Origin of the sequence: Arcanobacterium pinnipediorum (assembly GCF_023973165.1) — a bacterium.
In the GTDB taxonomy this organism is placed as follows: Bacteria; Actinomycetota; Actinomycetes; order Actinomycetales; family Actinomycetaceae; genus Arcanobacterium; species Arcanobacterium pinnipediorum.
On the sequence record NZ_CP099547.1, the window covers coordinates 417,286 to 441,350 of the forward strand.

The window sequence follows — 24,065 nt, forward strand, 5'->3', positions numbered from 1 at the left end:
AATATCCCTATAAGTGTCAGTGATGTGAAGATAGAGGAAGGCTCTCAGCTAATGAAAATTTTCCTTGCTTTCGTCATGTTTTTCTCAGGTTTAGCCGCCTTTGCTTTTGCTCTTCTGTTTGCGCTAGATGTAATTGGAGGGGCCTTGCCTGGTTTTCTCTCGCTGTTTGTTTTTTACGTTGCTTATCTCCTCGATTCTCAAAGAAAAGTGAAAGTTGAGACTTCTGGCTGCTAGTAAGTAATAGGCGTAGCTATCTGACGGTTTGCACTGCTAGTATCCGGCTTTGAGTGCGGTGATGGTGAGTTCGCCGCGGTTATTAAAGCCAGTGATGCTTTAGGATATTCATTAGAATCCTCGGAGGTTATGTAAAGGAGCAGATCAGTGTTCACGCCGTTGACTCACATTGCAAGCGGTAAGTCCGTGCGCGGTACCATTGTCGCTTTTCACGGAGTGACGGATAACGCGGCCTCACTGAGTGACCTCGCAGACCATTGGGCGCCTGACTGGCGGGTAATCCTCGTCGATTCTCTCGGGCATGGAACTAGCCCTCGATTTTCTGATAGCCAACTGCTAGATCCGTTTTCTGCTCTCGTGAAAACGGCGATCGAAAGTGTTCAAACTGCCGCTGCTCAGTCACCACAAGGGAAAGTTGTTATCTACGGGCACTCCCTTGGTGGCGCGATTGCTACGCATGTTTCCTTACAGATACCTTCACTTGTTACAGCGCTTATCCTCGAAGATCCGGCGCTGCTTACTCCACAGCAGTATGAAACGTATCGAGCCGGAGGTCCGCTCCTGGCTCAACGCCTAGAACTCATGAGTAACGACGTCGGTGAAGCCATGATCGAGCTTATGAAAACATATACTAGCTGGCCGGTGTCTGAATATGGCGGATGGTTACAAGGAAAGACGCAAGTGGATCGAAAGTTTGTCAGAACTGGAATTGTCGGCTCCCAGGGCCGAACAATTCTCCACCATGTTAGCGTCCCTACTCTCTTAGTGACCGGCGAAGGCAGTGATGTTCTCTTTGGCGGGCAGGGTTTGAAAGAAATTAACAGTTATGGCAACCCGTATCTGAAAACCGCACTGATTTCGGGCACTTCCCATACGGTTCGTAGAGATAACTCCACTGCGTTTTATGCTCTTGTTGATGATTTCTTGTTATCTCTCGACGATAATTCTTCCCCACATCCTTATCTTGCCCCTGAGTTGCAACGTTGTTTAAGCAGTGCTCCGTCCCAAACCACGTGGGATGTTGAACAATTACGCCAGGCCGGAGAACAGTTGCTAACGAGAGCTGATGGCGGTGTAGGCAGTAAAATTCGTGCCACCATAATGAAAACCGGCCGCGGTTTACCGTTGCGGATATTGCACCGCACCGATCAACAACCAGATCAGATACTCATTGCGCTTCATGGTGGTGGTTATGTGGCTGGGAAGGCCGAATATGATGATGAACGCAACTATGAATTACTAGAGCTGCTCCCAACTACTGTGATCTGTGCACCTGAATATCGCCTGGCGCCCGAACACCCGTATCCAGCCGCAGTTCAAGACTGCATTGATGCCATCAATTATATGGAAGATCAATACCCAAACGTTCCTATCTTTGTGTTGGGGGATTCAGCCGGCGCTGGAGTTGGACTACAAGCTTTACAAACCCTAGTGGCCACACGATCGAATGCGACGATTTCCGGTTTTATTTGTTTAGAACCATGCCTTGATCCACGAGCTTCCTCCCGCTCTTACCAGATTTATCGCGAGGGTCCAGTATGGACGGCGGCAGCAGCCCAGGCAGCTTGGGAGCACTATCTCGCTGGCGTGGATCCTACACAAGTGCATGTTTCAGTGCGAAATAGTGCAGCCTCGCTGCCGCCGACTATGATTATTGCGAACCCTGTGGATCCCTTGCGAGACGAAGCGATTACTTTGGCAACAGATCTGATCGATGGCGGTGGAATTGCCGAACTGCATATACTTCCAGGAACTTTTCACGGCGCGCTTTCGATTCCTCAAACCCGCACTTGGCGCGATGTTAAAACGCTCATCACCAGTTTCCTTAGCAAAAACCACGCAGAGCAGAAGTAATATGCTCGTTTCGAACAACTAGCTCATAAAACGTTCGCTCACTGTAGTACATGAAGGTTTTTCTTCGGTCGCGATGATGCCAGAATTAGCGGTGTTTTCTTCGTCGTCGTCGAAACGTATCACTTTAGGGTGAGGGTGATTGTTTTTCATGATGGATATTAGTTCGGGTTTGTAACCGTTGCCTAAAAGATTTTACGACGACGGGGTTGTTGGCACGTGCCATGTGTTCCACATAGGTTAGAAGCGGTTGTATGCTCCAAGGTGGAAGGGGTCTGATGCATGGAAACTGTGTAATCAAGAACAACTATGGTCTTCTTACGGTAAAAAACGTTCTCGCCATCCAAGGCCTGGGCCTGCTGTTCATGATGATTACTGAGCAATCACAGATCAACAAGGAGTAATTAGCCATAAGTTCACTACCACAAGTGAGAAGGAATGAACATGCACGGATGTATTGTCCATTCCGAGCGCGGTAGCCAATTTCGTTCGAATGCTTAGACTCAAGCCCTGCAAAATCACCACTTGATTGGGTCCATGGGAAGAGTTGGAGCGTGTGGCGATAACGCTGCCAAAACCGGCTCGGTAAACAAACACCCATAGAATATGAGAAAATAGTAACCACAGCACTCAAAGCTGCATAAAAGACTGTCACCTAAAAATGCATCAGACCTCATAAGGATCGTTTCGCATGTCGTGTTTCATGTGCGTGATGTTGAATTAAGTATCGTGAGGGAGGATTCATTACCTTTCGTGGCTATTGTTATGCCAGGTCGGTTCTGTTAAGCGCTCGAGCCAGACGTGATAGTGATCTTGTGAGGATTATGCGTGGATATTCATGCCTCGAATTATGGTGTGTATGGGGTGCGTAAGATGTGGCGTGCTTTAGGGCGTGCCTGGATCATGATTGGGTGTGAACAAACAGCTAGGTTTATGTGTTTAGCCGGGTTGTTAGGCAAAGGTAAAGGCCGATCCTCGGTGGTGAGTTGACTAAGAAGATGTGAAGATACTCGTCTTGATTTAGTTAATCGTCATTTCTGTGCCGTTAAACCCGGCTAGTTATGGGTGGGGCGATATTACGTATGGTCGAACACGTCAGGGGTTTGTGTATGCGGCTTTTGTTGTGGATGTTTTCAGCCCTAAGATCGTGGGGTGGGCGTTGTCGGATTCTATGCGAACCCAGGCTTTACCACTACAGGCGTTAAACCAAGTAATTGCTTGTGCGAAGGAGGTCAGCGGGCTAGTAGATCATAGTGATCATGGTTCCTAGTACGCTTCGATTGTATATAACGAGCACCTAGCACAGGGGAGGGATTATTCCCTCAACCGGTAGCGTGGGTGATAGCTACGATAATGCTTTAGCTGAGAATGTCAATGGTTGTTATAAAAACGAGCTTATTCATCCTCGTACATGGCAAGACGTACTCGAAGTGGAAATCGCTACTTTTGAATGGGTAAGTTGGTGGAATAAGACACGGCTACATCAAGCACTCGACTACCGCACACCACTCGAAGTTGAAAACGACTACTGGCACACCGTTAACACAACACAGAAAATACAAACACCAACCAGGGCAAAAGCCTAGGAAGAAAACCCGGTACACTTCACAGGGATTGCAGCAACTGAAGCATCACCAACTTTTTTACTAGGTACACACTTCCTCGGGGAAATACCCTCAATGCCCATCAACTTCATGCGTTTGGCCACGGTCTTTTTGTCAATACTCACACCACCAGCATGAAGATCAGCAGTAATACGTGGTGTGCCATAGACCTTGTCTGACCGTTCCCACATGCGATAAATTTTTTCATCTAGTTGCTGGTAGTAGCTGGTTTTCTCATCATCTCCAATTGAGATAGCGGCCTGCTTTTTAGCCCATGCATAAAAGTATGAACGCGAAACTTTAAGCAAACGGACCATGCGGGTAATAAAGTAGTTAGCCTTCTCGCGCTGCATTAGTTCGTATTTCTCTTCTCGTGTTGCTTCGCAGCGAAGAAGGCGCTGGCTTTTGACAGGAACTCATTATCAAGCTTGATCGAGGCCAGTTCCTTTTTCAACCGTGAGTTTTCGGCCTCTAATTCGGCACATGTCCGTTCCCCGGAACTGTTATTGTGCTCTCGTTCTTGTTTAACCCAGCGACCAAGCAAAGCCTGACCAACACCAATCTCGCGCGATACCTCTGCAATAGTCCTCCCAGTCTCAGTAACAAGGCCAGCAGCCTCAACGCGATATTCCTACGTGTATCTTTTCCTCTGACGACTCATAACAAACATCTTTCCGTACGAACACCCAGTCCGCACTAATTAGGCATCCGGTATTCAAGGGTAACCCCATCATTCTTTGAGCGGTGTGGTGATCGTTTAGGTTTAAGTTTATTGTGCGGAGACAAACGTTGAACACTGTCGTCGAAAACGCTACATCGTGCAGTATTACCGGACCAACGGGACATGAGACGCACCGAATAGTATGTAAAAAATAGATTTAAAAATGATCGCATTTATTCTTCTGCCACAGGGTGTGTGAGCGATTTGAAACATTCCTTAATTCTCGTAACTTAAATTTCCGTTTAGTAAACTGCACGAACCAGCACATGGTACTAATCAATTTTGTATTATGAAAGTAGTTATCACGACGAAGAGGTCGTGATAATCGCAAACCTCATGCACTGACACGAAAGGTCTAACATGAAAAACACAGTGAAGAACATGTTGATTGCATCCATCACTTGTGTGGTGGTCAGTTTGTCCATGATGACATCGGCCGTGGCAGAAGACAATTTCAAAGAAGGAACCACTATTTACGGGGGGTCGGTTCAGAACAATGATCCCTCTCTCCCAAATTTTGTTCCAAGCCTAGGAGATAATAATTACGAACTTGTTCCTACGCGAAGAGATATCATAATGCCACTCTCAGCGTCGGGATCGCAACCAATCGGAGGTTTTACCGTTAAAGACATCCGAATTCCGTCAATGATGCTTGATCACGTAATCAACGGAAGCGGTTTGACAATTAACTCTGAAGTGGCCGAAGCAGAAGGATTAAACCTCTGTAATTATCGTATCGACTTTCAGAATCGCTACGGGAATACGATCTACCGTACAGATGTCGGAAATACCTACTGGGGGTGCAAACTTTTGACAACAGGTCCCATCTACTCTCGTTTCAAATCCGTTAATAGAGGTGTGCAATGTGCCAGAGTGTTTGTAAATGGACAGTATGCTGGAGAACAATGTCATAACATCTACTAAACCGACGAGAGAATGAGATTGCAATGAAGTTAAAAAAAGTCTTCTTGGTTTTAGGGATTATCTGTGTGTTGGTCGGGTTTCTATTGACTATTGCATCGCTGAATAGTTCATACACTCTCAATATTCTTTTGGACGATATTAGTTCGGGACACCATGCCGCAGATTCAGATTTCTCTGTTGCTGCGCTGCAAAAAGTTGCGTCATTTACAAAATATCTCTCTTATGGCGTTTTTTCTGAAATTCTTGGAATACTTTTTGTAATCGTAGGCTGGGATTCGCGAAGACCATGATACACATATGAAGAATATTGGTGGTGGATACTCAAACCGAGTATCCACCACCAATTACATTAAAGAGTGAAACATGCAGTTTTGTGAGCCATCAAGGAAATTGTTCCAGTGAAGATAGGAGCGTTCTAGATTTTTCGATCCAGGTGACTTGAGTGTTGTCTATTGATATCCTGCCTTCGGGGGGGGGAGAATGGATGAATGGTGATGTGGGCTTATATTAGGCCCACTTCAGAACACATTGTTCGTAAGTTGAAAAAGGCTCGCGAACTTAAGGAAGGCGGGGCGAGAACTCGCATCTGAAGCTTTTGTTGGGCCGGGTTGAGTTGAAAAAGTAGCGCGGAAGAAACTATGGGGTGGGAAATTCTAGGCCCAGCTCGCCGTCATGATGGGAATGGTATCTAGTTGCGCTGGCTACTTCCAAAGACTTCCCTGGCACATTGTTAGGCTCTCACACAGTGCTTAGCGGCATGCAAAATGCTACGATAGCAAATCTGTTAAGTGTCCTCCCTTGTGCTAGTGGATGCACGCATTTGCTAAGGACCACCGCCGGTGGGGACACCAGCGATGCTTGAATCAAGGCGCTAGTAGAAGGATATGGAGTATGTCGGGAAGCCTTCTGCAGAATCTGGTGTGAGGAAGGTCTGCGTGTGCTATCCAGGAAGACGCGTAAGCGTTTAACTGGTGAAGAACACCGTAAGGTTGCCCCTGGTCTATACCCTAAAGATGTGTGGTCTTTGGATTTCCACTGTGATTCAGGCCCGGCACGGGAAGATGGTCAGCATATGTACTATCATCGATGAGTTCATTTAAGAACATGGTGATAAACCACGGATGATCCGGATGGATAACGGACCTGAAATTCATCTCCCGTGCTCTGGAAAGTTGGGTTAGTGAGGATCAAACGCTTCAGACAGTATTCCACCGGGCCAGTCATAGTATAACGGGTTTGTTGAATCGTTCCTCAATCGAATGCGTGAGGAATTGCTCGAGGGTAACTTCATCGAGAATCCTTCTCACGCCCGCGTGCTCATCGGACACTGGTCACAGCTCTACGATAACTTCCCTACGCACTCCTCGCTGAGTTACCTTAGCCCACGACAATACGCGCAACGATGGAGAAAAGGAAACACGGTCAACACTTAAGCCGAGTGGCCCTAAAAACTAGGCCAGTCCAATCACACTCGCACACAAGTATCTAGCAGTCCTCTTCACCATGATCCGAGACGAGACTTTCTACGAAACCAGGCCCGTCAAACTAGCCGTCTAGACTAAACAAAAGAAAAATAGGAGCCCCATTCACAGTTTTGTGCGGGCGGTTTTTACTAATTTGTGTTCTAGGAAAGAAGTTTTATGTCCAACTGTGGGACGGGCAGTCCTAAATGTCCCGCCGCTCCTTTATAGTGGAAGCAACACCGGTTAGGAGACTATCAATGAGAATCAAGGTCGTTAAGAAGTCGCTGGGGAAGACGCGTCCCCTCAGCGAGATTCCGTACTATCTACAGTCTGAGGTGAACACCCTGCATGATTTGATTGCCGCCCTGGTTGAGATTGAGGTGGCAGCTTTCTTGCAAAAACCCGAGACTGTAGCGCTGACTCAGCCGGAGCTGGCAGGGATGCTAGAGACCGGCAAAGTCTGGTTCGGGGATCATGAAAACGAGGGGGAGGTCGTGTTATCTGATGCCATAGACACTGCTCTGCAGGCAGTGGAGGATGGACTGGTAAAGATCTTCCTCAACGATGCGGAGATTATTGGTTTAGATAGCAAGATTTCCCTAGCAGAAGATGACCGTCTAGTGCTCTTAAAACTCACCTTTTTGACTGGCCGATACTAAACCCATGCTGCACTGTCCAGCATTATTTTGAAGGAGCAACATGGCTACCGAATACAACTACTTTACTACTAAACCTGAGTGGGTGCGGGATCTATTCAACCGCGTCGGCTTAGGAGAAAACGACTCTCTTAAAGAGGCATGGCGTGACCTGTGCGCACTGGGTGAGCTGCGCGCCAGTTTACCGGAGTCGCAGCAGCAACTGATTTACGGCAAAACACCTGCAACAGCCCAAACAACGAACCTTGAAGAGCTCATTCTCTCCTTTGACGGTGATGTTGAAGAAGCTCTGCTAGAAGTTGAAGATTCTGTCTCTGATCTTTCAGATTATGACTCCGTAGAAGAGAGAATGATGATTGCGGGCCGGTATCGTGACACTAACCCGCGCACCCCTGAGGAATTGCTTGCCCTGCCTGCATTCGACCTCCTGTACCAGCAATTAAATGATGACTACCGGGATGCCTACTATCGTTACTTAGCGCTGGCACCGGAACTAGCAACTCACTTGAACACCTATCAGCGCCGCTCCTACCATTCTGATTTTCCGTACCAGCAGATTGAGTTGAGATATCGGATTTTGGAGCACTTCAGCGTCTATCAACACTTGGGGTTGAACCTGACTGAGTTGTTCTTCTCGCCAGAAGACCCCATCACTGCGAACGCTTGGATGTTTGAGCAGGCAGGACTGTATTTGGCTGCTATCTTGGCACCAAATCTGAACTTGTCGGGCCTCGATAACGCAGTTTCACGTGACAGGGAAGGTATTCTGGACCGGATTGAGCAGGGCATTTTTGAGGCCGAGGGGGTTTCCCAGCTCTCCAACATTTTGCTTCAGGCCCTGATAATGTCGGGGCACCCCAGAGCTATTGCCCTAGTTGAGAAGCTGTTGCGGGCCGCGAAACTGTCTGAAGGCCTCCGTCAGAGTATTATTGAAGTGATTGATTTTGGCTCTTTGGATACTTTTAAATATTTCCTACAGATTATTCAAGATGAGAATCTGCTCCGGTTTTCTTCGGTAAAACGGGCTTTCCTTACTTTTGGGGGCCTGACTGATGGATTGTCCGATAAAACCATTCCGTTGGTGGGCCAATGGCTGCTTGAGGGCTTGTTAGAGGAAAAGGCTGAAGAATATTTACTGGAAAAGAACTATGTGAAGTTCTATCTCGGCCTGTATTTGAAAGCCTGCCATAGCGTTGAAGATGCCCTATCTGTGATTGTTGAACGATTCGGAGCATGGGATCAACATCAACAAATTGCCGCTTTGCATTTCGTTGGGCAAGCAAAACTCACCATACCGGGCTCTGTCCCGACCCTTTTGATGCAAACTATCAATCAGATTCCAGAAGAAACCAAAGCTGGACAAGAAAAAGCCAGAAATTTAGCGGCAGCTCTGCTAACTAATATTCCCGAGCTCAGCTTCGGTTCCCTCCCTGAAAAACGTGACTTCTTGGCTGGAATCCTACCTTTATTCGCTAAGGTAAAGACCTCTGCCCGGTACCACAACATCTACGGTGAAGGAGATGCCCCCTTCAGTTCCTACTATGTGAACCTGCACTACCGGTCTGTGGTCCTTCCGTTAGTCGATGAGGTTGAAGACTTTTACGAGGAAGCCTACGCGGTCTTTCCTAAGTACTGGACCTCTTGGGGCGACCACAGCGCGATGATTCCGAGGATGAAAGTACCGGCGGTCCATAAGGCTGTGGTCGCCGCAATCGGTACCGGTATTAGCGATACCGCGTTCGACATCATCAAAGCCGCAAAGCTAGAGCTAACCCATGAAGACTTCCTCACCGTAGGTGATCTGCTGAGATTAAAGAGCTCCACGGTTCGTAACAACGTGGCACAGCTACTCAAGGAAGCACCCGCTGAAACTATTCTTGAGGTAGCCCATGCTGCACTGTCTACCCGCAATAAGAACAAGCGTAACGGTGCTATTGGCATCCTGACCGACAACTATGAGGTAGTTAAAAACCTGCCCCAGTACGCTCAAGTGCAAGAGCTTATTCGCGGCATCGAGTTTGAAACCTCGCTACAAGATCAGGTGGCGGTCCTCCTCGGCGAAGAAAAGCCCGCACATGAGGAACGAGAGCTTTTCTTCACCCCGGTTGCTGAGATTCCCCGCCCAGAACTTAACTGGGATCCGCAAGCGGTAGATACCTACCTGAACCCTGATCTCAACAAACTAACCAAGTTCATGAATGACTGTGCGGAAGCCTTCGCCGCCCATCATGGGGAAACTGTGGTCCGCACCGGATATGATGGGGCTAAATATGAGGCTCGCGCCGGATACGACTTCTTTTACATGACTGACGTTGTGAGCCAGTATCGGGAAACAACACCATACGATGGTTACACGTTCTACGAAGACTTCCTCCCTTTCACCACACAACTTTCCGACCTAGAGTGCCTACTCTGGCGACACTATTTGACGGCCGTCACTCAGTATGAGGATTACGGGCGAAGTTACCGTGATGAGATTACAGATTGGGCGATTAAGCATCAGTATCTTCCGGACCTCTCCAGCATGTTTAAAGAGTGGGCATCTTCAAAGGTAAACAAGACCGATCGCGAGTATGTTATCTCTAACGCGCGAGCTGCCCTGAATATGGAACTGGCCCGCCGCGAACACAAGAAAGTCAACGATTCTTGTCAAGATTTCTTCGCCCAAGTACTGGCATATCAGGTAGCGAAAGAAAGAGAACGCATCCAGGCAGGAGAAATGATTCCGCTAGATGACATGCCTGAAGAGGCCAAACCAGAGACAGTCAGCCTTTTCGACTACGAACGCTACGTGTCCATACAGGCCTTCGATACGCAAACCACGTGGGCTAATCCGGAACAAATGCTGGCAATAGTCCTCAACCTAGTTTCGATTTCCAAACAGCACAACTACACGTTCCCAATTGAAGTGCTCTTCAAACTGGAAGATCTGGGACTAATCGGGCTGGATTTGATTTACACGCTGATGCTAGACCCCGATCCGTACCCCATTGTCCGCAGCTATCGGCGCTCCTCCGTGGAATATGACTCCCATTTGAACACCTTGCTATTTCAGGTTTCCACTAATGTGAGTCGGGCGGTCAATCATAGTACGAACGTAACCTATCAAGAGCCCGCCTATCTGGAAAAGCAGAAAGAAGTTTACCGGGCGATGGTTTCCTATTTGGTGGAGTTTGAGATTGCCCGCACCGACTCTGACACCCCTTATTCTGAAGCAATCTCTAGAGTGTTTGCTTTCTATGGCGCGGAAGTCTTCTTGAAGACCCTCTCCAAAATGGACAAGCTAACTTTCGTGCGCGGCTACTCTTGGGGGCATGAAGGCAAAAAAGAAATGTTCTCCAAGATTATTGCCCGAACCTTGCCTGAAGAAGACCTCACCCAAGAACGTTTCAACGAACTCGTAAAGCAGTATCAGATTGATAACCAGCGCCTGCTAGAGGCCTGCGTTTACAATCTGCGTTTCATCGAATACGCGGAAAACTATCTGAAGATTCCGGGGCTAGTGAAAGCCGCCTACTTCTTCAAAACTCATTTGAATGACAGTCTCAGCGACCAGCAAAAACTGATTGTGCGTCGCTACACTGACATCGCTTTTACTGATTTTGAGAACGGGCAAATGGACCTGAACTGGTTCAAAGAAAGTTACCAAGAGCTAGGAGAAAACAACTTCCAAGCACTCTACGACGCCGCCAAGTACATTACGGATGGCGGCAAACACAAGCGCGCCCAATACTTCGCCGACGCAGTCCGCGGCAAACTCAAATTCAAAGAAGTTGAATCACGGATCTCCGATAAACGAAATCAGGAGATGGTGCTGGCATACGGCCTCATCCCCCTCGGCAAAGGTAAATCTCGAGACCGCGAAAAGGATCTTTTGCACCGTTACCAGAAACTCCAATCCTTCCTCGCTGAATCGAAGAAGTTCGGTTCCCAACGGCGCGCATCGGAAGCCCTCAAAGTTTCCATCGCGATGAACAACCTAGCCAGAAATGTGGGTATGTCCATTAACCGTTTCACCTGGAGCATGGAAGCGAAACTATCGCAGAGCCAAGCGGAATTCTTCAGCCCGCATCAAGTTGACGATTATTTCATCCATATTGACCTGACTAGGCCTGAGAAGCCGCAAATCATCGTCTCAAAAGATGATAAGCAACTCAAGAGCGTGCCCGGCAAGATCAGCAAGAATGCCTACGTGAAAGAGCTAAAAGCGGTTACGGCTGCACTCAAAGCCCAGTATCGGCGGGCCCGCACCATGCTCGAAGAAGCCATGTGCACACGGGAAACCTTCACTCCGTCAGCGCTTGCTGAACTGGACACAGTCCCGGTCGTCTCAGCTCTCATGCGTGACCTTTTGTTCATCCATGAAGGAAAGGTCGGATTCTTCCGTAACGGAAAACTTGAGGGGATTAAGGCAGAGATAGAGCTGGCCGAGGACGCACAGCTCCGCATCGCCCATCCCGTTGATCTGCTTAAACACGACTGGGTGGCCTGGCAGAACCTGCTACTGGAACGTGAAATTATTCAGCCCTTCAAGCAGGTCTTCCGCGAGCTCTACACCATGACCGCGGAAGAACGCAAACAAGATGGATACACGCAACGCTTCGCCGGCTACCAGGTTGCTGTCAACCAGACCCTAGGCTTACTGAACTCTCGCGGATGGATGCTAAATGGCGAGGAAGGCTTCGAGAAAGTCCACCATCATAGCGATCTGCGGATTGAACTGTACTCCTACGCTGACTGGTATACCGCCGGTGACGTGGAAGCTCCCAGTTTCGAAAAAGTTGTCTTCTTGGACAACAAGACCGGTAAAACCTATAACATGGCTGAGCTGGATCCCATCATTTTCAGCGAAACCATGCGAGACCTTGACTTGGTTGTATCGGTTGCTCACGTGGGCGGAGTTGATCCTGAGCTCAATCACACCACGATTGAACTACGCACCCGCATCCTCGAACACAATCTGGGCCTGTTCGGAGTTAGCAACTACCAGATTGAGGGCTCCCACATCACCATTAAAGGCCTGTTGCATGAATACTCCATGCACTTAGGCTCCGGCGTGATTCATGTGGCCGGCAGAGGAATGCTACCGGTATTCCCCGTCCATTCACAGCAGCGCGGACGCATCTTCCTTCCCTTCGTGGACAGTGACCCGAAGACCGCCGAAATTGTCAGCAAGGCTCTCATGTTGGCGAACGACAAGAAGATTAAAGACCCCGCTATCTTGTCGCACCTGCGCTGAAACAGAACCGGCCGCGAAGGACTCCACCAGTTCGAATGACGGGTGTCCTTCGCGGCCGGTATGCTACTAACTATTAGCGGCGGGATCTACTACTGGCACCTCGGCTAGTAGCCGAAAGCTCAACATCTGCTACACCCGCAAACAATAGGAACATAATCTTGGAGTTGACGCTTTTCTTAATAGTATTCGATGAACGTGCTACAGATACTGAGCTGGGCGACCTCGTTATTCTTCCCGTTGTATGGTGAAGCTAATGGTGTGCACTAGTTAATCGCTAGTAGAGTGCAACACGGCTTAGTGCGAACAATGCTCGGTTTAGCTCTCCACACTTCCGCCAAGCAATACTGCGACTATGGATAAGGCTAGAGCATCTGTTTACCGAATATTTTCGCTGCTTGGCTGTTCTGATCCGTGGTGGGGATTTTGATGGGCAAGTTCGCACAGTGCCTGTTCGTAATTGTTGGCAAACTGGTGAGTTAGTTGAGTAACCACATCGTCTGCAACAGTCTCTTCCTGATTATCTGTACTGACCGCGTTTTCTTCGGTGTTGAAACGTATCACACTAGGGTGAGGGTGATTGTTTTTCATGATGGATATTAGTTCGGGTTTGTAACCGTTGTCTAAAAGATTTTACGACGACGGGGGTGTTGGCGCCTGCCATGTGTTCCACGGCAGGATAGTGCTTGCTATCAGTAAACCGCAAGCACCGATGAAGATTCCAGTGTGGATTCCACAGTACTGGCCGATGATGCCACCGGCGATTGTGAGTAAGGGGCCAGAGATTCTCGAGCAAAGGCTAAAGACGGTAGTAACTCGCGCTATGAGGTGATCGTCAGTTTCAGTCAACCGCACGGTAGCGTATGCGGGACGGAAGAGAGCAGCAAGAAACATGAGGAAGAAATTCGCACACACGTAGATAGTAAAGCCTATTGTTGTTCCAGGAAGGAAAGGAATAACAAAGATAGGAAGCGAACGCAGCATTCCAATATAGGTAAGAACATTGCGTTCTCCCAATGTGTTGGTGATTCGTCCGGCAAAGGTTGACCCGAGTATCCCGCCAAAGCCGGGAACAGTAAGAGCTATACCAAATTCAATAGGTGATAGTTTCCAAGAATCTAGCAGGAGCAAGATCTCCAACGGGTAGATGAAGGCAAGGAACCCGGCAAATAACGTGGCATTTCCCAAAAGCGTGAGCAGTATAGGCTTTGAAGCGATATAGCCAAAGCCCTCGACGAGTTGCTGTTTATAAGGCGCATACACGCTGTTCAGCAGGAATAAGATCCTTGAGATGTGCCATTGAAGCTGGCAAGAAAAGACTTGAGAGCGTGGAGAGCACAACTGCAACAACTAGCAGATGAACGTAAGAAAACGATTGGAAAACGAGCATGATAGGAATGGTTGCGAGGATGCCTGCACGCAAAATATCAATCCATATCATCAGTGGCCGTTTGGCTCTGAATTCCAGCCACGGACCAGCAACAATCATGACGAACGCGCTAATAAAGCCAGGGATCGCAGAAAGTAGCGAAAGCTCAAGCGAAGACACTGAAAGAAGCGTGACTGCTGCTAATGATAGTGCACCAGTTGCAAGCGCTTCTCCAGCATCAGAAGAAGCACGAGCAAACCACAGCTTATTAAAATCTGGATGCATCGCGTGCGCTCCTCTTGCTGTCGATATTGTTAAGTTTGTCGAAGGGCCGATCTATTCATTGGTTCAGTTGTTTTCTAGTATTTCGCCAAGCAATACTGCGACTGAGAACGGTGCGAGGGTCAGATGCCCACCGGGTGCAATATGCTCCGTGTGGTCGCGTGGGCGTTCCCATTGGCTGGCCCACATGAGTTCGAAATCGGTACCGCGTCCCCACGGGAGCGTGACTTGCTGAGCTTGAGCCTGGCCGTTAATAATCACCAACGCATCGCGACTTATTCCGCGCCCCGAACGCAACATTTGCACCAACCGGGCCTGGGGATCAAACCACGTGTAGTCCTGCATCTGGTTGCCAGAAGCGTCCAGCCATTCCATGTCACGTAGCGCGTCGCCCTCGCGCGGACTGCCGGTAAAGAACTGGGTCGGGCGGAACACCGCATGTTCCCGGCGCAACTGCAACAAGAACGACGTCGTTGCCAACATGTTTTCTTCATGCTCGCCAAGCTCCCAATCCAGCCACGATAACGGCGAATTCTGGCAGTACGCATTATTGTTGCCATGCTGGGTTTTCAAGATTTCATCCCCGGCGGTGAGCATCGGAGTGCCGGCAGCCAAAATCAAACACGCCATCAAATTACGTGCCGATTTACGCCGCATCGTCATAATAGCCTCCGACGCGCTACCTTCAACTCCGTGATTCCACGACAAATTATTATTGCTACCGTCGCGATTATCCTCGAGGTTCGCGTCATTATGTTTATGCGAATAAGCGGTCAAATCGTTGAGTGAAAAACCATCATGTGCCGTCACAAAATTAACTGAGGCATGCACGCCACGTCCACCAGGGAGTCGGCCGTGGCCGAACAAATCAGCAGAACCTGCCATACGAGTGGCCAAATCACGCAGATCGCTACCGTGCCCGCCGTGCACGATCGCCGCCGGCTCACTGAGCCAAAACGAACGCAACGTATCTCGGAAGCGATCGTTCCAGTCCGCCGTCGGCACCGGGAACTGGCCGGTACGCCAACCACCATAACCCACATCCCACGGTTCGTTAATCAGCTTGACAGTACTGAGCACCGGATCGGTTGCCATCGCACTATAGAGCGGATGATTCGGGTTGAAATTATCGCCCTCGCGCCCCAAAGTTACCGCCAAATCGAACCGGAACCCGTCCACGCCGATCACCTCAACCCAGTAACGCAACGAATCCAACGTCATCCGAATCACAGACGTGCGGCGGAAATCGAAAGAATTCCCACACCCCGTGGTGTCCTTCAATGCACCCGGATTAGCCGAATCGTGGCGATAATAGTGCGTTGAACCAAGGCCGCGCCACGACACCGTCACGCCATCTATACCGCCTTCACACGAATGGTTGTAGACGACGTCGAGCAACACCTCAATACCAGCCGCATGTAACGCAGCCACCATATTCTTCACTTCGTCAATCACGCCCTGGGCACCAGCCGCGCGAGCAGCAGCGCTCGCATAGCTCGGCTCTGGGGCAAAGAAACTCAACGTGTTATAGCCCCAATAATTTTCTAGACCCTTATGAATCAAGAACGGTTCACTGAGCTTGGCGTGAATCGGCAACAACTCAATCGCGCTAATTCCCAACGATTTTAGGTGCGTAATCGTCGCTGGATGGCCCAAGCCCGCATAGGTGCCACGTAATTCTTCTGGTACGCCCGGCAGCGTCTTGGTCAAACCCACAACGTGAGCTTCATAAATAACAGTCTCATCCCACGGCGTGTAGGGGTGCGCACAAGCGGTTGGCTCATCAGCAATAATTACGCCGAGCCCAGCAACCTCCACCGAGTCACGCGGATCGCGCTGGTCGAGGTGAGCGGTGTGATCGTCGTCCATCACATAGCCGTACAGCCGTGGATCGATGATCGGGGTGCGTCCCACTGCGCGCGCATACGGATCGAGTAGCAACTTCGCCGGATTATAGACGTGACCGGCGGCTGGATCCCAGCGACCATCAACCCGAAAACCATAAAAAGTTCCAGCCGTAATGCCGGCAATGTGACCAGCCCAAACGCCATAAAGACCGCGGCGTAACGCTACGCGATGTTCGGCATGGTTATTGTCCGGATCCACAAAGCACGCCCAGACGTTCGTGGCGTGCGGTGCTTCCACAGCGATATCAACCCCGTCGGCAATGAGGTGTGCACCGAGCTTGGGCGGGTTGCTAAGCGTGGGCTGAGCTAGGGGAGCGTCAATATATGGCGTATCTGAAATAGTCACGCCTTATATTGTGGCAAATTTATGCAGTTTTCGGGCAGGCTAAGAGTAAGGTTGTAAAAGTGGATGACTTAACTCATACGTATAACCCGTTAGACGTGCCCGATAACACTGGGGCGTTCGTTATTGATAGTGCGCTTATGCCTGTGCGAGAAAGAATGAAGATAGCGTGTGTACGCTCTGCGACTATTGCGTTCAATAACGGGGAAATAGCCTGGTTTGATGGCGAGGAAACCGCAGCTCTTCCAGCCGAGGAATTGATCTATCTTGCCTCCGATTCGGCTCACGATTATTTCGGTTACGACGACGGTGAGCGTTCGCCAAGTCCTGAGGGTTACCGCGCGTGGGAGGAAATTTTGCAAAAAAGTGGGGTGGAGTTTCTTGACGTCCGCCATGTGGTGGGGGAGTTACCTACCGCGCAAATGCAACTGGTGTGGTCGGCGTTGGCGTTGACCGCATGGCATCGCAAGGCACGTTTCTGTGAACAATGCGGAACGCCGCTCGTGCGTGACCGGCTCGGGCGTAAACGTCAATGCGCAACCGGGCATGTGGTGTTTCCACGCATGGATCCAGCCGTCATTATGGCGATTGTTGACGAGCAGGGGCGACTACTGTTGGCGCGCAACAGCCGCTGGCCGCAAGGGCGCGTATCTGTGTTGGCTGGATTTTTAGAACTTGGGGAGTCCTTCGAACAAGCCGTGCGCCGCGAAGCACATGAAGAAGCCGGAGTGCAGGTCGATCGCGTGCACTATCTCGGTTCGCAATCGTGGCCCTTCCCGCGTTCTTTAATGGTCGCCTTCGTCGGCTACACTCGTGATACTGCTGTGAGAATCGACGACGACGAAATTGCCGAAGCATTCTTTTGCACTCGCGAGCAGGTGGGTGAAGCAGTTGGCCGCGGTGACCTAACTTTGCCGGCTAAGGCCTCGGTAGGACGAGCCTTAATTGAATACTGGCTACGTGGAAAATTGGGTTAATCCACACCTTGTGGTTGTGACGTCACGCGATGTCGGAGGCGCCAACTACAATCAATATACGGCGGAAATGATTCGCGGGGGAGGAGCGGTAGCATGAACACCGATGGGTTGCTTGATTTTCTAGATCCAGATCAGCGTGCAGTAGCTGAGCATATTTACGGTCCTATGGCAGTTCTAGCGGGTGCCGGAACCGGTAAAACCCGTGCCATCACTCATCGCATCGCCTACGCGGTACATTCAGGGGCTTTTGATCCGCGCAATATTCTAGCAGTCACTTTCACCACGAAAGCTGCTTCCGAGATGCGATCTAGGTTGCGTGATCTCGGTGTTTCCCCAGTAAATGCACGAACATTCCACTCCGCTGCTTTAGCTCAGCTACGCCACTTTTGGCCGCAAGCTATTGGCGGGCACGTGCCCGAAATTAAAGAATCAAAAATACCGCTCGTCTCGGGTGCTGCGGCAGCTCTCGGATTAGAAACGAGCAAGCCAGCTATCCGAGATTTTGCTGCCGAAATTGAATGGTCGAAAGTGAGCTTGTGTCCGCCTGAAGAATACGAGGAGCGCGCTCGCGAACAAAACCGAGATTATATTGCCGGCACAACATACCGCGATATTGCCCATCTGATCTCGCATTATGAGGAAGCTAAAACCGAACGCGGCGTCATCGATTTTGAAGACGTCATTTTATTGCTCATCGGTATGATGCGTGAAGAACCCGAAATTGCAAGTATCATCCGCCACCAGTATCGCCATTTTGTGGTTGACGAATTCCAAGACGTTTCCCCGATGCAATACCGATTACTTCAACTGTGGTTAGGGGATCGCAAAGATCTATGCGTGGTGGGTGATGTGGCGCAGACTATTTATTCCTTCGCTGGAGCGCGCTCAACCTACCTCTCTGAGTTTTCGCGCCACTTTCCCCAAGCTCAGATCGTGCGACTACACCGTGATTACCGCTCCACCCCACAAGTGGTGGAATTAGCCAATACGGTTATCGGGCAATCTCAGTTAGATGGCGCAGTCCACCTCACCTCCATGTTGCCATCGGGGCGTCCCGTAAGCTTTAGTGAGTACGGCGATGATGAACATGAAGCGAACGAAGTGGCGGGCAAGATTTTAACGCTGGTGGAAAGCGGAATGCAGTATTCCGATATTGCGATCTTGTACCGTACTAATGCTCAATCTGCCGTATGTGAAACCGCGTTATCTCAAGCTGGAATACCGGTCTCCATTAAAGATGCAGATCGGTTCTTCCAACGTAAAGATGTCAAAGAGGCAATGGTTTCGATTCGCTCAGTTGCCCGCCTCCCACAACATAGTGGCTTAGAAAATGCAGTTATTGATGCATTGAAACAAATAGGGTGGCGACCCGAGCCGCCAGTTGGCCGAGGCGCAATTCGCGAACGATGGGATGCACTCAACACATTGCGTGAGCTGGCAGCCGATATGGAAGAAAAGCGCGATGCCAGTCTTGAAGAGTTCATCAATGAGATGGATGAACGTGCACAGATGATGAACGAACCGGTTTCCAATTCCGTAACCCTAGCATCACTGCACGCCTCGAAAGGTTTGGAGTGGAGGGCAGTATTCCTCATCGGGATGAGTGAGGGACTCATGCCGATCTCGCTTGCCAAAGGCGAAGCCGGTATCGAAGAAGAACGGCGCTTACTCTACGTCGGTATTACTCGTGCTAAAGAACATTTAGCAATCTCGTATGCGCGTACTAACACTGGTCGATCGGATCGCAAACGTTCCCGGTTCTTAGATGAGATTTGGCCACAGATGCAATCACGATCAACCCAGGCACGCAAAAAGTCTGCAGCACAAGCCCAAGAGTTCACCATCTATCACCATGACGATCAACAATTGTTTGATGCGCTTAGTGCTTGGCGTGCCGATGTGGCACGCCAAGCACAACGCAAACCGTATCTGATCTTCCATGATTCAGTGTTGCGCGATATTGCAATTGCTAAACCCCGAAACTTGGCAGAACTAGGTCAGATCAAAGGCATTGGTGCCATGAAACTATCACATTTTGGCCAAGGCGTCCTCGCCGTCGTCGCACAGTTCTCGGCACAGTGAGCCTGCTGAGGGCAAACTTGGCAGACCAGGCTGTGTAGCGTGGCGAGCCGCCCGCCTCAGTCCGCGAAGTCTTGGCAACCGCACTGCGGATGAACCGATATGTCACACAGGGCAGGGGGAGCTGGCTGTGGGCCGATAACGCTGAGCTTATTGAGTAAAGCAGGTTGTTCGCCATCTATTAGCGCGAGCACCTCGCGCGCAATGAGAGCAGCTCCGAGTTCCATCGAAGAAAGATCAGCACGGATATCGGGCCGACCAAACATTTGCATCGCCAATCGTGACCATGCCGGATCAACATCGCATCGATGTAAATATATGCATGAAGTGCACGCACTTTCATGCGCAATCGTCGTCGGCCCAACCACCACATCTATTTCTTCCACCCACCCATGAACAATAGGGATCCCAGCAGAAAGCCACTGTGCGCTGTGTGCGGGATTGAGCGAATAAGAGCCAGTTTCAACTACCACGGTAGGTGGTTGTAAAACTTCTGGGGAATCGGTGGTCAGGTTAAGTGCAGATCGGAAAGCTAAATATCGCGGAATCCCAAGATAATCCGTAGCTAATAACCGATGGTCTTGGGAACCAACCATCGAGGTGTCGCGGCATGAAAGAGCCGTGATACCAGCGTCGCGCAAAATAACTGCCGCCGCTGTACTTAAGTAGTCACCTCGTGGAAAAACTACGTGTGCTCGTTGGCGTGACTGCGAAATCCGATTGTGCAGGCGCAGATGAGCTGCACTATCGGCACTCGCGGCGGTTTCTCGAGTCAGCACACCGCTGCGCTCCAACATAGCGATAATGCTTCGCGCCCGCTCAAGTGAGACATCGTGGGTGCGGGCGCGGATGGATAAGTCGATATCTGAGTGCGATGCGCTCAACGAATCAACAAAATGTAGCTCTTGGGCGGTCAGCCCGTTGAGGATAACAGCGCTTCGTGGATCTAAACCGATCTGGATCTGATCGGTTTCTCGCCAAACAACCGGTAAACCGGGCTTTATCTGCATGGTGCCTCCTTCGTGGTGGCACCAGACTAAAACAAAGCGTGAGAACGGCGAGGCGAAGCATCCACAGCTGTGGAAAAACTACTGAGCGCCGGTTCCGGTTCCGGTATTATCTTCTCCGTCAAGTAACTCAGATAAGAACGATTCGAGTTCTTCTTCAATCGTGGCTGCTTGCGGAGAGAAGAACAACTGTGGATCAGCTAGTTGTTCGGCGGTTGGAAGAAGATCGGGGTGAGTCCAGAGTCGATCCCGGCCGGCGTCACCCAATTGGGTTGTTGCCTGCTCCCAAAAAGCCAAGGCGGCACGAAGATTGCGCGGAGCTAACTCCACGCCGAGTTGGCTTCCCCAAACTGCTTTAGCCGGGTGTGATGTAGCGTTGCGGCGGGCAAACATTTCACGCAGTGCGGCTGCATTGGGCAGATATGCCAACACTGCTCGCGCAGAAACTGCGGCAACCCATCCATCTATCAAGGAAAGTAAATGCTCTAAACGAGCCAAGGCGTCCTTTTGTGACGCGGACTGTTCTAGCGAAAATACGCCGGTGAAATCCATATCCTGCATTGCTTGCGGATTCGAAAAATCAAACGAACGAGCTTGCTCTTCAATGGAGGACATGTCGATTTCGATACCGCGCGCATACTCTGCAACCGTATCAATAATTCGCGCGCGCAACCATGGAATAGATGTGAATAACCGCGAGGCGGCGGCTTCACGCACTGCAATATACATGCGAACATCATCCGGGGAATCTTCGAGCTCAGCAGCAAATTCAGTAATATTTGAGTTCACCAATGCTGCCGATGAACCCTCCATCAGTGGTAGACCAATATCGGCTGTCCCGAAAGACGATAGCGCCAGCTGAGCAAGAGCAGTCCCATATTGCATTCCTAAGAATGAGGAAATCATCGAACTCAATAGTGTTTCTGGGTTGGAAATCATGCCAGCCATTTCCGGTGGCAACCCGGCGAGTTGTTCGCGCATCACATCACCAAAAGCACGATTGATATTGCTTCCCAACGGATCAAGAAGTTTTTTAAACGTCGGTAGGGAATGGGCGATCCAATCTAGGCGCGTCCAGGCCAAATTCGGACCAGTTGTGGGATCGACGTCGGTCACTGCATCCAGCCACAAGGAAGCAACCGAGAGTGCAGAACGGACTTTATCGCCTTGAGCAGCAGACAAACTATCCATATTGGTACGAATAATCGTATCGCGCGCCACTTCCTCCGCAATCTTCCAATTAACCGGGCCTTCCCCATGCGAACCCAGCATTGCTTTGAGCTGGGAGGTCACAGCATGCAGCTGATCGGGAGTTAGCGCACCACCCAAAGCAGAAGGATCCATGCCAGAATCCTTCATAGAGCGAATCACCTCATCAGCGGAATCGCCCATGATAGCGCGCAACATCTCTTCCCATTGTTCATTATTCTGCTCCGGCATACTGCTCTCCTTTGTATCTGTCTCTAGCCTAGCGGGCAAGGCAGGCTACCTTCAACGCAGGTAGTTAGGTGCGCGCAGGGCGAACGAGATACCCAGGAGTATCTCGGGTAGGGCATGATAGGAGGGTGAACAAAATGTCGTCGCCCAATCTCCAACCAGCGAAGTCACCTGCTATTCCAGCGTTGCTGTTTGGAATACTTATGCTGGCAGCTTTGCTGATGCCTACCAGTTTCATTGTGATGCGCCCAGGTCCAGCAAATGACGTTAGCGCACTCTACCAAGGCACACCGATTGTTGATGTTACCGGGCTACCAACATATCCTTCCGAGACGCAGTTATTGATGACGACCGTATCGGCTTATGGTTCTGCCGAAACAGGTGCCAATGGCGCAACAGTGACGGCGGCGATTTTTAATGACTCCTCACGGATTGTCCCTATTCGAGCATTGTATGCACCCAACCAGAGTGCAGATGAGATTTCGGCGCGTGACCAACAAATGATGATGTCCTCCCAAGATACTGCTGCGGTAGTGGCAATGGAACGTGCCGGCTTAGAAGTCTCAATGAATCTCGTGGTTGTTGGAAATACCAATGAACAAGCCGACCTTGTGGAAGGCGATGTTATTCGTGCAGTGCGAGCCGCGCAGATGGACCAGCCTCAAACAGTAGCAACTTTTGGCCAACTCACCGGGTTCTTAGCAGGTATCGAACCGGGCACAACGTTAAGCGTGAGCATCGAACGTGACGGGGTAGAACGTGAAGTTTCGGTAGTAACCCAAGAACGTCAGCCAGAGTTCGATGGTAGCCTACGGCCCGGCTCGATTATGGGAGTGCTCATTAACGTCACCGATGTGACTATGCCAGCCCAAGCGCATTACGTTATTGATGGCATTGGCGGGCCAAGTGCTGGAAATATATTCTCGGTCGAAATCTATGACCAGCTCACGCCAGGATCCCTTGGAGGAGACCACATTATCGCAGGCACCGGGGCACTTTCCTGGGATGGCACCATATTACCTATTGGCGGTATTGCACAAAAACTCGTTGGGGCATACGAAGCTGGAGCACGTGATTTTTTGGCTCCGGCAGCAAATTGTTTTGAAACAACTGGTCGTATTCCAGATGGAATGAATGTGTGGGCGGTACGCACAATCGACGATTCAATCCAGGCAGTTAAAGCAATCGGTGCGGCAGATACTTCGGACCTGACCCCGTGTTCTGCAGTTCGACCACCGGTAGATATTGCTCAGTAACCGGTAGATAGTGCTCAGTAATGTAGAGCTATTTTCCTTTGAAGCCACCCAGGGCTAGATTATTCAAACGTAGCCTGCAACGCAGCCGTGAGCCCTTCGACGAGATTTTCTCCAGAGAGCACCTCGGCATCAGTGTCATGTGAACGCATCCGAATCACACTCCAAGTCTGGCCTTCGCGCAATACCGCAACCACCATACGCACATCTTGACGATCGCGATGATTGCGCAAATATTCGAGAGCCTGAGCCGGATCGGCCGGAATATCATTTTCTGCCGACGGCGGTAAGACGATCCGTTCCACAGACAACGCTGCCCCATCGACGTCGTCGGGCCAAACAATTTGCCCCAAAAGCTCTTCGAGCGACGACGTGTGCGGAAGTCCCTCTTGTTCGACGGAAAACAACAAAAGCGGATCAGTAATAGACTGAGCCGAGACATCGGCAGGTAGTTCTTGGGCAAGTTCTGGAGTTTTCGCCAATGCGGCTTGGGCGCGTACGAGTGCAAAAAGCCGGATTGGTCCATCCCAACCGCCGGTGGCAACATGGCGTTCAATATCGACGGTGGCATCGCGCAATGCGCGTAATTGATCTGTTAGTTCACGTGTCATAGTTTTATTGTCCCATATTTCTCCACCGGCATATCTAAGGGCTTTCGTGTGAGCTTTATGATCGCGGGCAAGTAAGATACGGTTAAGGAAAGTATTTATGCGAATGCATAA

Annotated in this window: 23 protein-coding genes and 1 pseudogene; 14 read left to right on the forward strand and 10 right to left on the reverse strand. The window is 50.2% G+C overall.

Annotation, left to right across the window (positions count from 1 at the left end; translation table 11 throughout):
* Nucleotides 1-24 precede the first annotated feature (24 nt).
* Nucleotides 25-234 (forward strand): hypothetical protein, encoded by a 210-nt coding sequence (locus tag NG665_RS01775; protein WP_252673607.1) that lies wholly within the window; start codon nucleotides 25-27, stop codon nucleotides 232-234.
* Between the two features lie 147 nt (nucleotides 235-381).
* Nucleotides 382-2,088, forward strand: a complete 1,707-nt coding sequence (locus NG665_RS01780; protein ID WP_252673608.1) for an alpha/beta hydrolase — start codon at nucleotides 382-384, stop codon at nucleotides 2,086-2,088.
* An 18-nt stretch (nucleotides 2,089-2,106) separates the two neighbouring features.
* On the opposite strand, the gene NG665_RS08660 is transcribed toward NG665_RS01780, so the two are convergent.
* Nucleotides 2,107-2,238 carry a hypothetical protein gene (locus NG665_RS08660; protein ID WP_275586617.1) on the reverse strand — a complete coding sequence of 44 codons (132 nt, stop codon included), beginning with the start codon at nucleotides 2,236-2,238 and terminating at the stop codon, nucleotides 2,107-2,109.
* 303 nt (nucleotides 2,239-2,541) lie between these two features.
* Here NG665_RS08660 and NG665_RS08790 point away from each other — a divergent pair.
* The 4 genes and pseudogenes from NG665_RS08790 to NG665_RS08695 all read left to right on the forward strand — a co-directional run.
* A pseudogene (locus NG665_RS08790) lies at nucleotides 2,542-2,658 on the forward strand (IS3 family transposase); the annotation flags it as partial.
* Nucleotides 2,659-2,913: 255 nt separating this feature from the next.
* Nucleotides 2,914-3,075 carry an IS3 family transposase gene (locus tag NG665_RS01785; RefSeq protein WP_252673609.1) on the forward strand — a complete coding sequence of 54 codons (162 nt, stop codon included), beginning with the start codon at nucleotides 2,914-2,916 and terminating at the stop codon, nucleotides 3,073-3,075.
* Between the two features lie 133 nt (nucleotides 3,076-3,208).
* On the forward strand, nucleotides 3,209-3,355 hold the full coding sequence (locus NG665_RS08690; RefSeq protein ID WP_353888248.1) for a hypothetical protein: 147 nt from the start codon (nucleotides 3,209-3,211) through the stop codon (nucleotides 3,353-3,355).
* Nucleotides 3,356-3,419: 64 nt separating this feature from the next.
* The gene (locus NG665_RS08695) at nucleotides 3,420-3,671 is read left to right on the forward strand and encodes an integrase core domain-containing protein (RefSeq protein WP_252673805.1); all 252 of its coding nucleotides are present in this window, start codon (nucleotides 3,420-3,422) and stop codon (nucleotides 3,669-3,671) included.
* On the opposite strand, the gene NG665_RS01790 is transcribed toward NG665_RS08695, so the two are convergent.
* Nucleotides 3,668-4,042: an IS3 family transposase gene (locus NG665_RS01790; RefSeq protein WP_252673610.1), complete on the reverse strand. Its 375-nt coding sequence runs from the start codon at nucleotides 4,040-4,042 to the stop codon at nucleotides 3,668-3,670. The genes NG665_RS08695 and NG665_RS01790 overlap by 4 nt on opposite strands.
* The gene (locus tag NG665_RS08665) at nucleotides 4,042-4,272 is read right to left on the reverse strand and encodes a transposase (protein ID WP_435366687.1); all 231 of its coding nucleotides are present in this window, start codon (nucleotides 4,270-4,272) and stop codon (nucleotides 4,042-4,044) included. Before NG665_RS08665 ends, NG665_RS01790 begins: the two co-directional genes overlap by 1 nt.
* 498 nt (nucleotides 4,273-4,770) lie before the next feature.
* Here NG665_RS08665 and NG665_RS01795 point away from each other — a divergent pair, with 498 nt between their 5' ends.
* The 5 genes from NG665_RS01795 (at nucleotide 4,771) to NG665_RS01810 (ending at nucleotide 12,692) form a co-directional block, all read left to right on the forward strand.
* Nucleotides 4,771-5,334: a hypothetical protein gene (locus NG665_RS01795; RefSeq protein ID WP_252673611.1), complete on the forward strand. Its 564-nt coding sequence runs from the start codon at nucleotides 4,771-4,773 to the stop codon at nucleotides 5,332-5,334.
* A 23-nt stretch (nucleotides 5,335-5,357) separates the two neighbouring features.
* Nucleotides 5,358-5,624 (forward strand): hypothetical protein, encoded by a 267-nt coding sequence (locus NG665_RS01800; RefSeq protein WP_252673612.1) that lies wholly within the window; start codon nucleotides 5,358-5,360, stop codon nucleotides 5,622-5,624.
* A gap of 969 nt (nucleotides 5,625-6,593) precedes the next feature.
* Nucleotides 6,594-6,767, forward strand: coding sequence for a hypothetical protein (locus tag NG665_RS08700; RefSeq protein ID WP_168917347.1), 174 nt, complete (start codon nucleotides 6,594-6,596; stop codon nucleotides 6,765-6,767).
* Nucleotides 6,768-7,054: 287 nt separating this feature from the next.
* The gene (locus NG665_RS01805; protein ID WP_252673613.1) at nucleotides 7,055-7,456 is read left to right on the forward strand and encodes a hypothetical protein; all 402 of its coding nucleotides are present in this window, start codon (nucleotides 7,055-7,057) and stop codon (nucleotides 7,454-7,456) included.
* Between the two features lie 40 nt (nucleotides 7,457-7,496).
* Nucleotides 7,497-12,692 (forward strand): DUF4132 domain-containing protein, encoded by a 5,196-nt coding sequence (locus NG665_RS01810; RefSeq protein WP_252673614.1) that lies wholly within the window; start codon nucleotides 7,497-7,499, stop codon nucleotides 12,690-12,692.
* A 375-nt stretch (nucleotides 12,693-13,067) separates the two neighbouring features.
* On the opposite strand, the gene NG665_RS01815 is transcribed toward NG665_RS01810, so the two are convergent.
* From NG665_RS01815 to glgX, 4 genes are all read right to left on the reverse strand, one after another.
* Nucleotides 13,068-13,280, reverse strand: a complete 213-nt coding sequence (locus NG665_RS01815; RefSeq protein WP_204425037.1) for a hypothetical protein — start codon at nucleotides 13,278-13,280, stop codon at nucleotides 13,068-13,070.
* A gap of 42 nt (nucleotides 13,281-13,322) precedes the next feature.
* Nucleotides 13,323-13,952 carry an MFS transporter gene (locus NG665_RS01820; RefSeq protein WP_252673615.1) on the reverse strand — a complete coding sequence of 210 codons (630 nt, stop codon included), beginning with the start codon at nucleotides 13,950-13,952 and terminating at the stop codon, nucleotides 13,323-13,325.
* A complete protein-coding gene (locus tag NG665_RS01825; RefSeq protein ID WP_252673616.1) occupies nucleotides 13,936-14,343 on the reverse strand; it encodes an MFS transporter in 408 nt (135 codons plus the stop codon). The genes NG665_RS01820 and NG665_RS01825 overlap by 17 nt, the downstream gene beginning before the upstream one ends.
* Before the next feature lie 63 nt (nucleotides 14,344-14,406).
* Entirely contained in the window at nucleotides 14,407-16,593 is a 2,187-nt protein-coding gene (gene glgX / locus NG665_RS01830; RefSeq protein ID WP_252673617.1) for a glycogen debranching protein GlgX, read from the reverse strand.
* A 59-nt stretch (nucleotides 16,594-16,652) separates the two neighbouring features.
* Between glgX and nudC the strand changes: the two genes are divergently transcribed.
* Both nudC and NG665_RS01840 read left to right on the forward strand, forming a co-directional pair.
* Nucleotides 16,653-17,567 carry an NAD(+) diphosphatase gene (gene nudC / locus NG665_RS01835; protein WP_252673618.1) on the forward strand — a complete coding sequence of 305 codons (915 nt, stop codon included), beginning with the start codon at nucleotides 16,653-16,655 and terminating at the stop codon, nucleotides 17,565-17,567.
* A 93-nt stretch (nucleotides 17,568-17,660) separates the two neighbouring features.
* Entirely contained in the window at nucleotides 17,661-19,649 is a 1,989-nt protein-coding gene (locus NG665_RS01840) for an ATP-dependent helicase (RefSeq protein WP_252673619.1), read from the forward strand.
* Nucleotides 19,650-19,705: 56 nt separating this feature from the next.
* On the opposite strand, the gene NG665_RS01845 is transcribed toward NG665_RS01840, so the two are convergent.
* Together NG665_RS01845 and NG665_RS01850 are read right to left on the reverse strand one after the other, a co-directional pair.
* Nucleotides 19,706-20,656 carry a hypothetical protein gene (locus NG665_RS01845; RefSeq protein ID WP_252673620.1) on the reverse strand — a complete coding sequence of 317 codons (951 nt, stop codon included), beginning with the start codon at nucleotides 20,654-20,656 and terminating at the stop codon, nucleotides 19,706-19,708.
* A 78-nt stretch (nucleotides 20,657-20,734) separates the two neighbouring features.
* Nucleotides 20,735-22,093, reverse strand: coding sequence for a zinc-dependent metalloprotease (locus NG665_RS01850; protein WP_252673621.1), 1,359 nt, complete (start codon nucleotides 22,091-22,093; stop codon nucleotides 20,735-20,737).
* Nucleotides 22,094-22,227: 134 nt separating this feature from the next.
* Between NG665_RS01850 and NG665_RS01855 the strand changes: the two genes are divergently transcribed.
* Nucleotides 22,228-23,346 (forward strand): YlbL family protein, encoded by a 1,119-nt coding sequence (locus tag NG665_RS01855; RefSeq protein ID WP_252673622.1) that lies wholly within the window; start codon nucleotides 22,228-22,230, stop codon nucleotides 23,344-23,346.
* Between the two features lie 59 nt (nucleotides 23,347-23,405).
* On the opposite strand, the gene NG665_RS01860 is transcribed toward NG665_RS01855, so the two are convergent.
* Nucleotides 23,406-23,954 (reverse strand): PPA1309 family protein, encoded by a 549-nt coding sequence (locus NG665_RS01860; RefSeq protein WP_252673623.1) that lies wholly within the window; start codon nucleotides 23,952-23,954, stop codon nucleotides 23,406-23,408.
* Between the last annotated feature and the right edge of the window lie 111 nt (nucleotides 23,955-24,065).

Bases quoted from the DNA above. Each gene is read 5' to 3' on its own strand.
- NG665_RS08660 (WP_275586617.1), bottom strand. From the start codon at position 2,238: ATGAAAAACAATCACCCTCACCCTAAAGTGATACGTTTCGACGACGAC.
- NG665_RS01790 (WP_252673610.1), bottom strand. From the start codon at position 4,042: ATGCAGCGCGAGAAGGCTAACTACTTTATTACCCGCATGGTCCGTTTG.
- NG665_RS01795 (WP_252673611.1), top strand. From the start codon at position 4,771: ATGAAAAACACAGTGAAGAACATGTTGATTGCATCCATCACTTGTGTG.
- NG665_RS01800 (WP_252673612.1), top strand. From the start codon at position 5,358: ATGAAGTTAAAAAAAGTCTTCTTGGTTTTAGGGATTATCTGTGTGTTG.
- NG665_RS08700 (WP_168917347.1), top strand. From the start codon at position 6,594: ATGCGTGAGGAATTGCTCGAGGGTAACTTCATCGAGAATCCTTCTCAC.
- NG665_RS01805 (WP_252673613.1), top strand. From the start codon at position 7,055: ATGAGAATCAAGGTCGTTAAGAAGTCGCTGGGGAAGACGCGTCCCCTC.
- NG665_RS01810 (WP_252673614.1), top strand. From the start codon at position 7,497: ATGGCTACCGAATACAACTACTTTACTACTAAACCTGAGTGGGTGCGG.
- NG665_RS01815 (WP_204425037.1), bottom strand. From the start codon at position 13,280: ATGAAAAACAATCACCCTCACCCTAGTGTGATACGTTTCAACACCGAA.
- NG665_RS01825 (WP_252673616.1), bottom strand. From the start codon at position 14,343: ATGCATCCAGATTTTAATAAGCTGTGGTTTGCTCGTGCTTCTTCTGAT.
- NG665_RS01840 (WP_252673619.1), top strand. From the start codon at position 17,661: ATGAACACCGATGGGTTGCTTGATTTTCTAGATCCAGATCAGCGTGCA.
- NG665_RS01845 (WP_252673620.1), bottom strand. From the start codon at position 20,656: ATGCAGATAAAGCCCGGTTTACCGGTTGTTTGGCGAGAAACCGATCAG.
- NG665_RS01850 (WP_252673621.1), bottom strand. From the start codon at position 22,093: ATGCCGGAGCAGAATAATGAACAATGGGAAGAGATGTTGCGCGCTATC.
- NG665_RS01855 (WP_252673622.1), top strand. From the start codon at position 22,228: ATGTCGTCGCCCAATCTCCAACCAGCGAAGTCACCTGCTATTCCAGCG.
- NG665_RS01860 (WP_252673623.1), bottom strand. From the start codon at position 23,954: ATGACACGTGAACTAACAGATCAATTACGCGCATTGCGCGATGCCACC.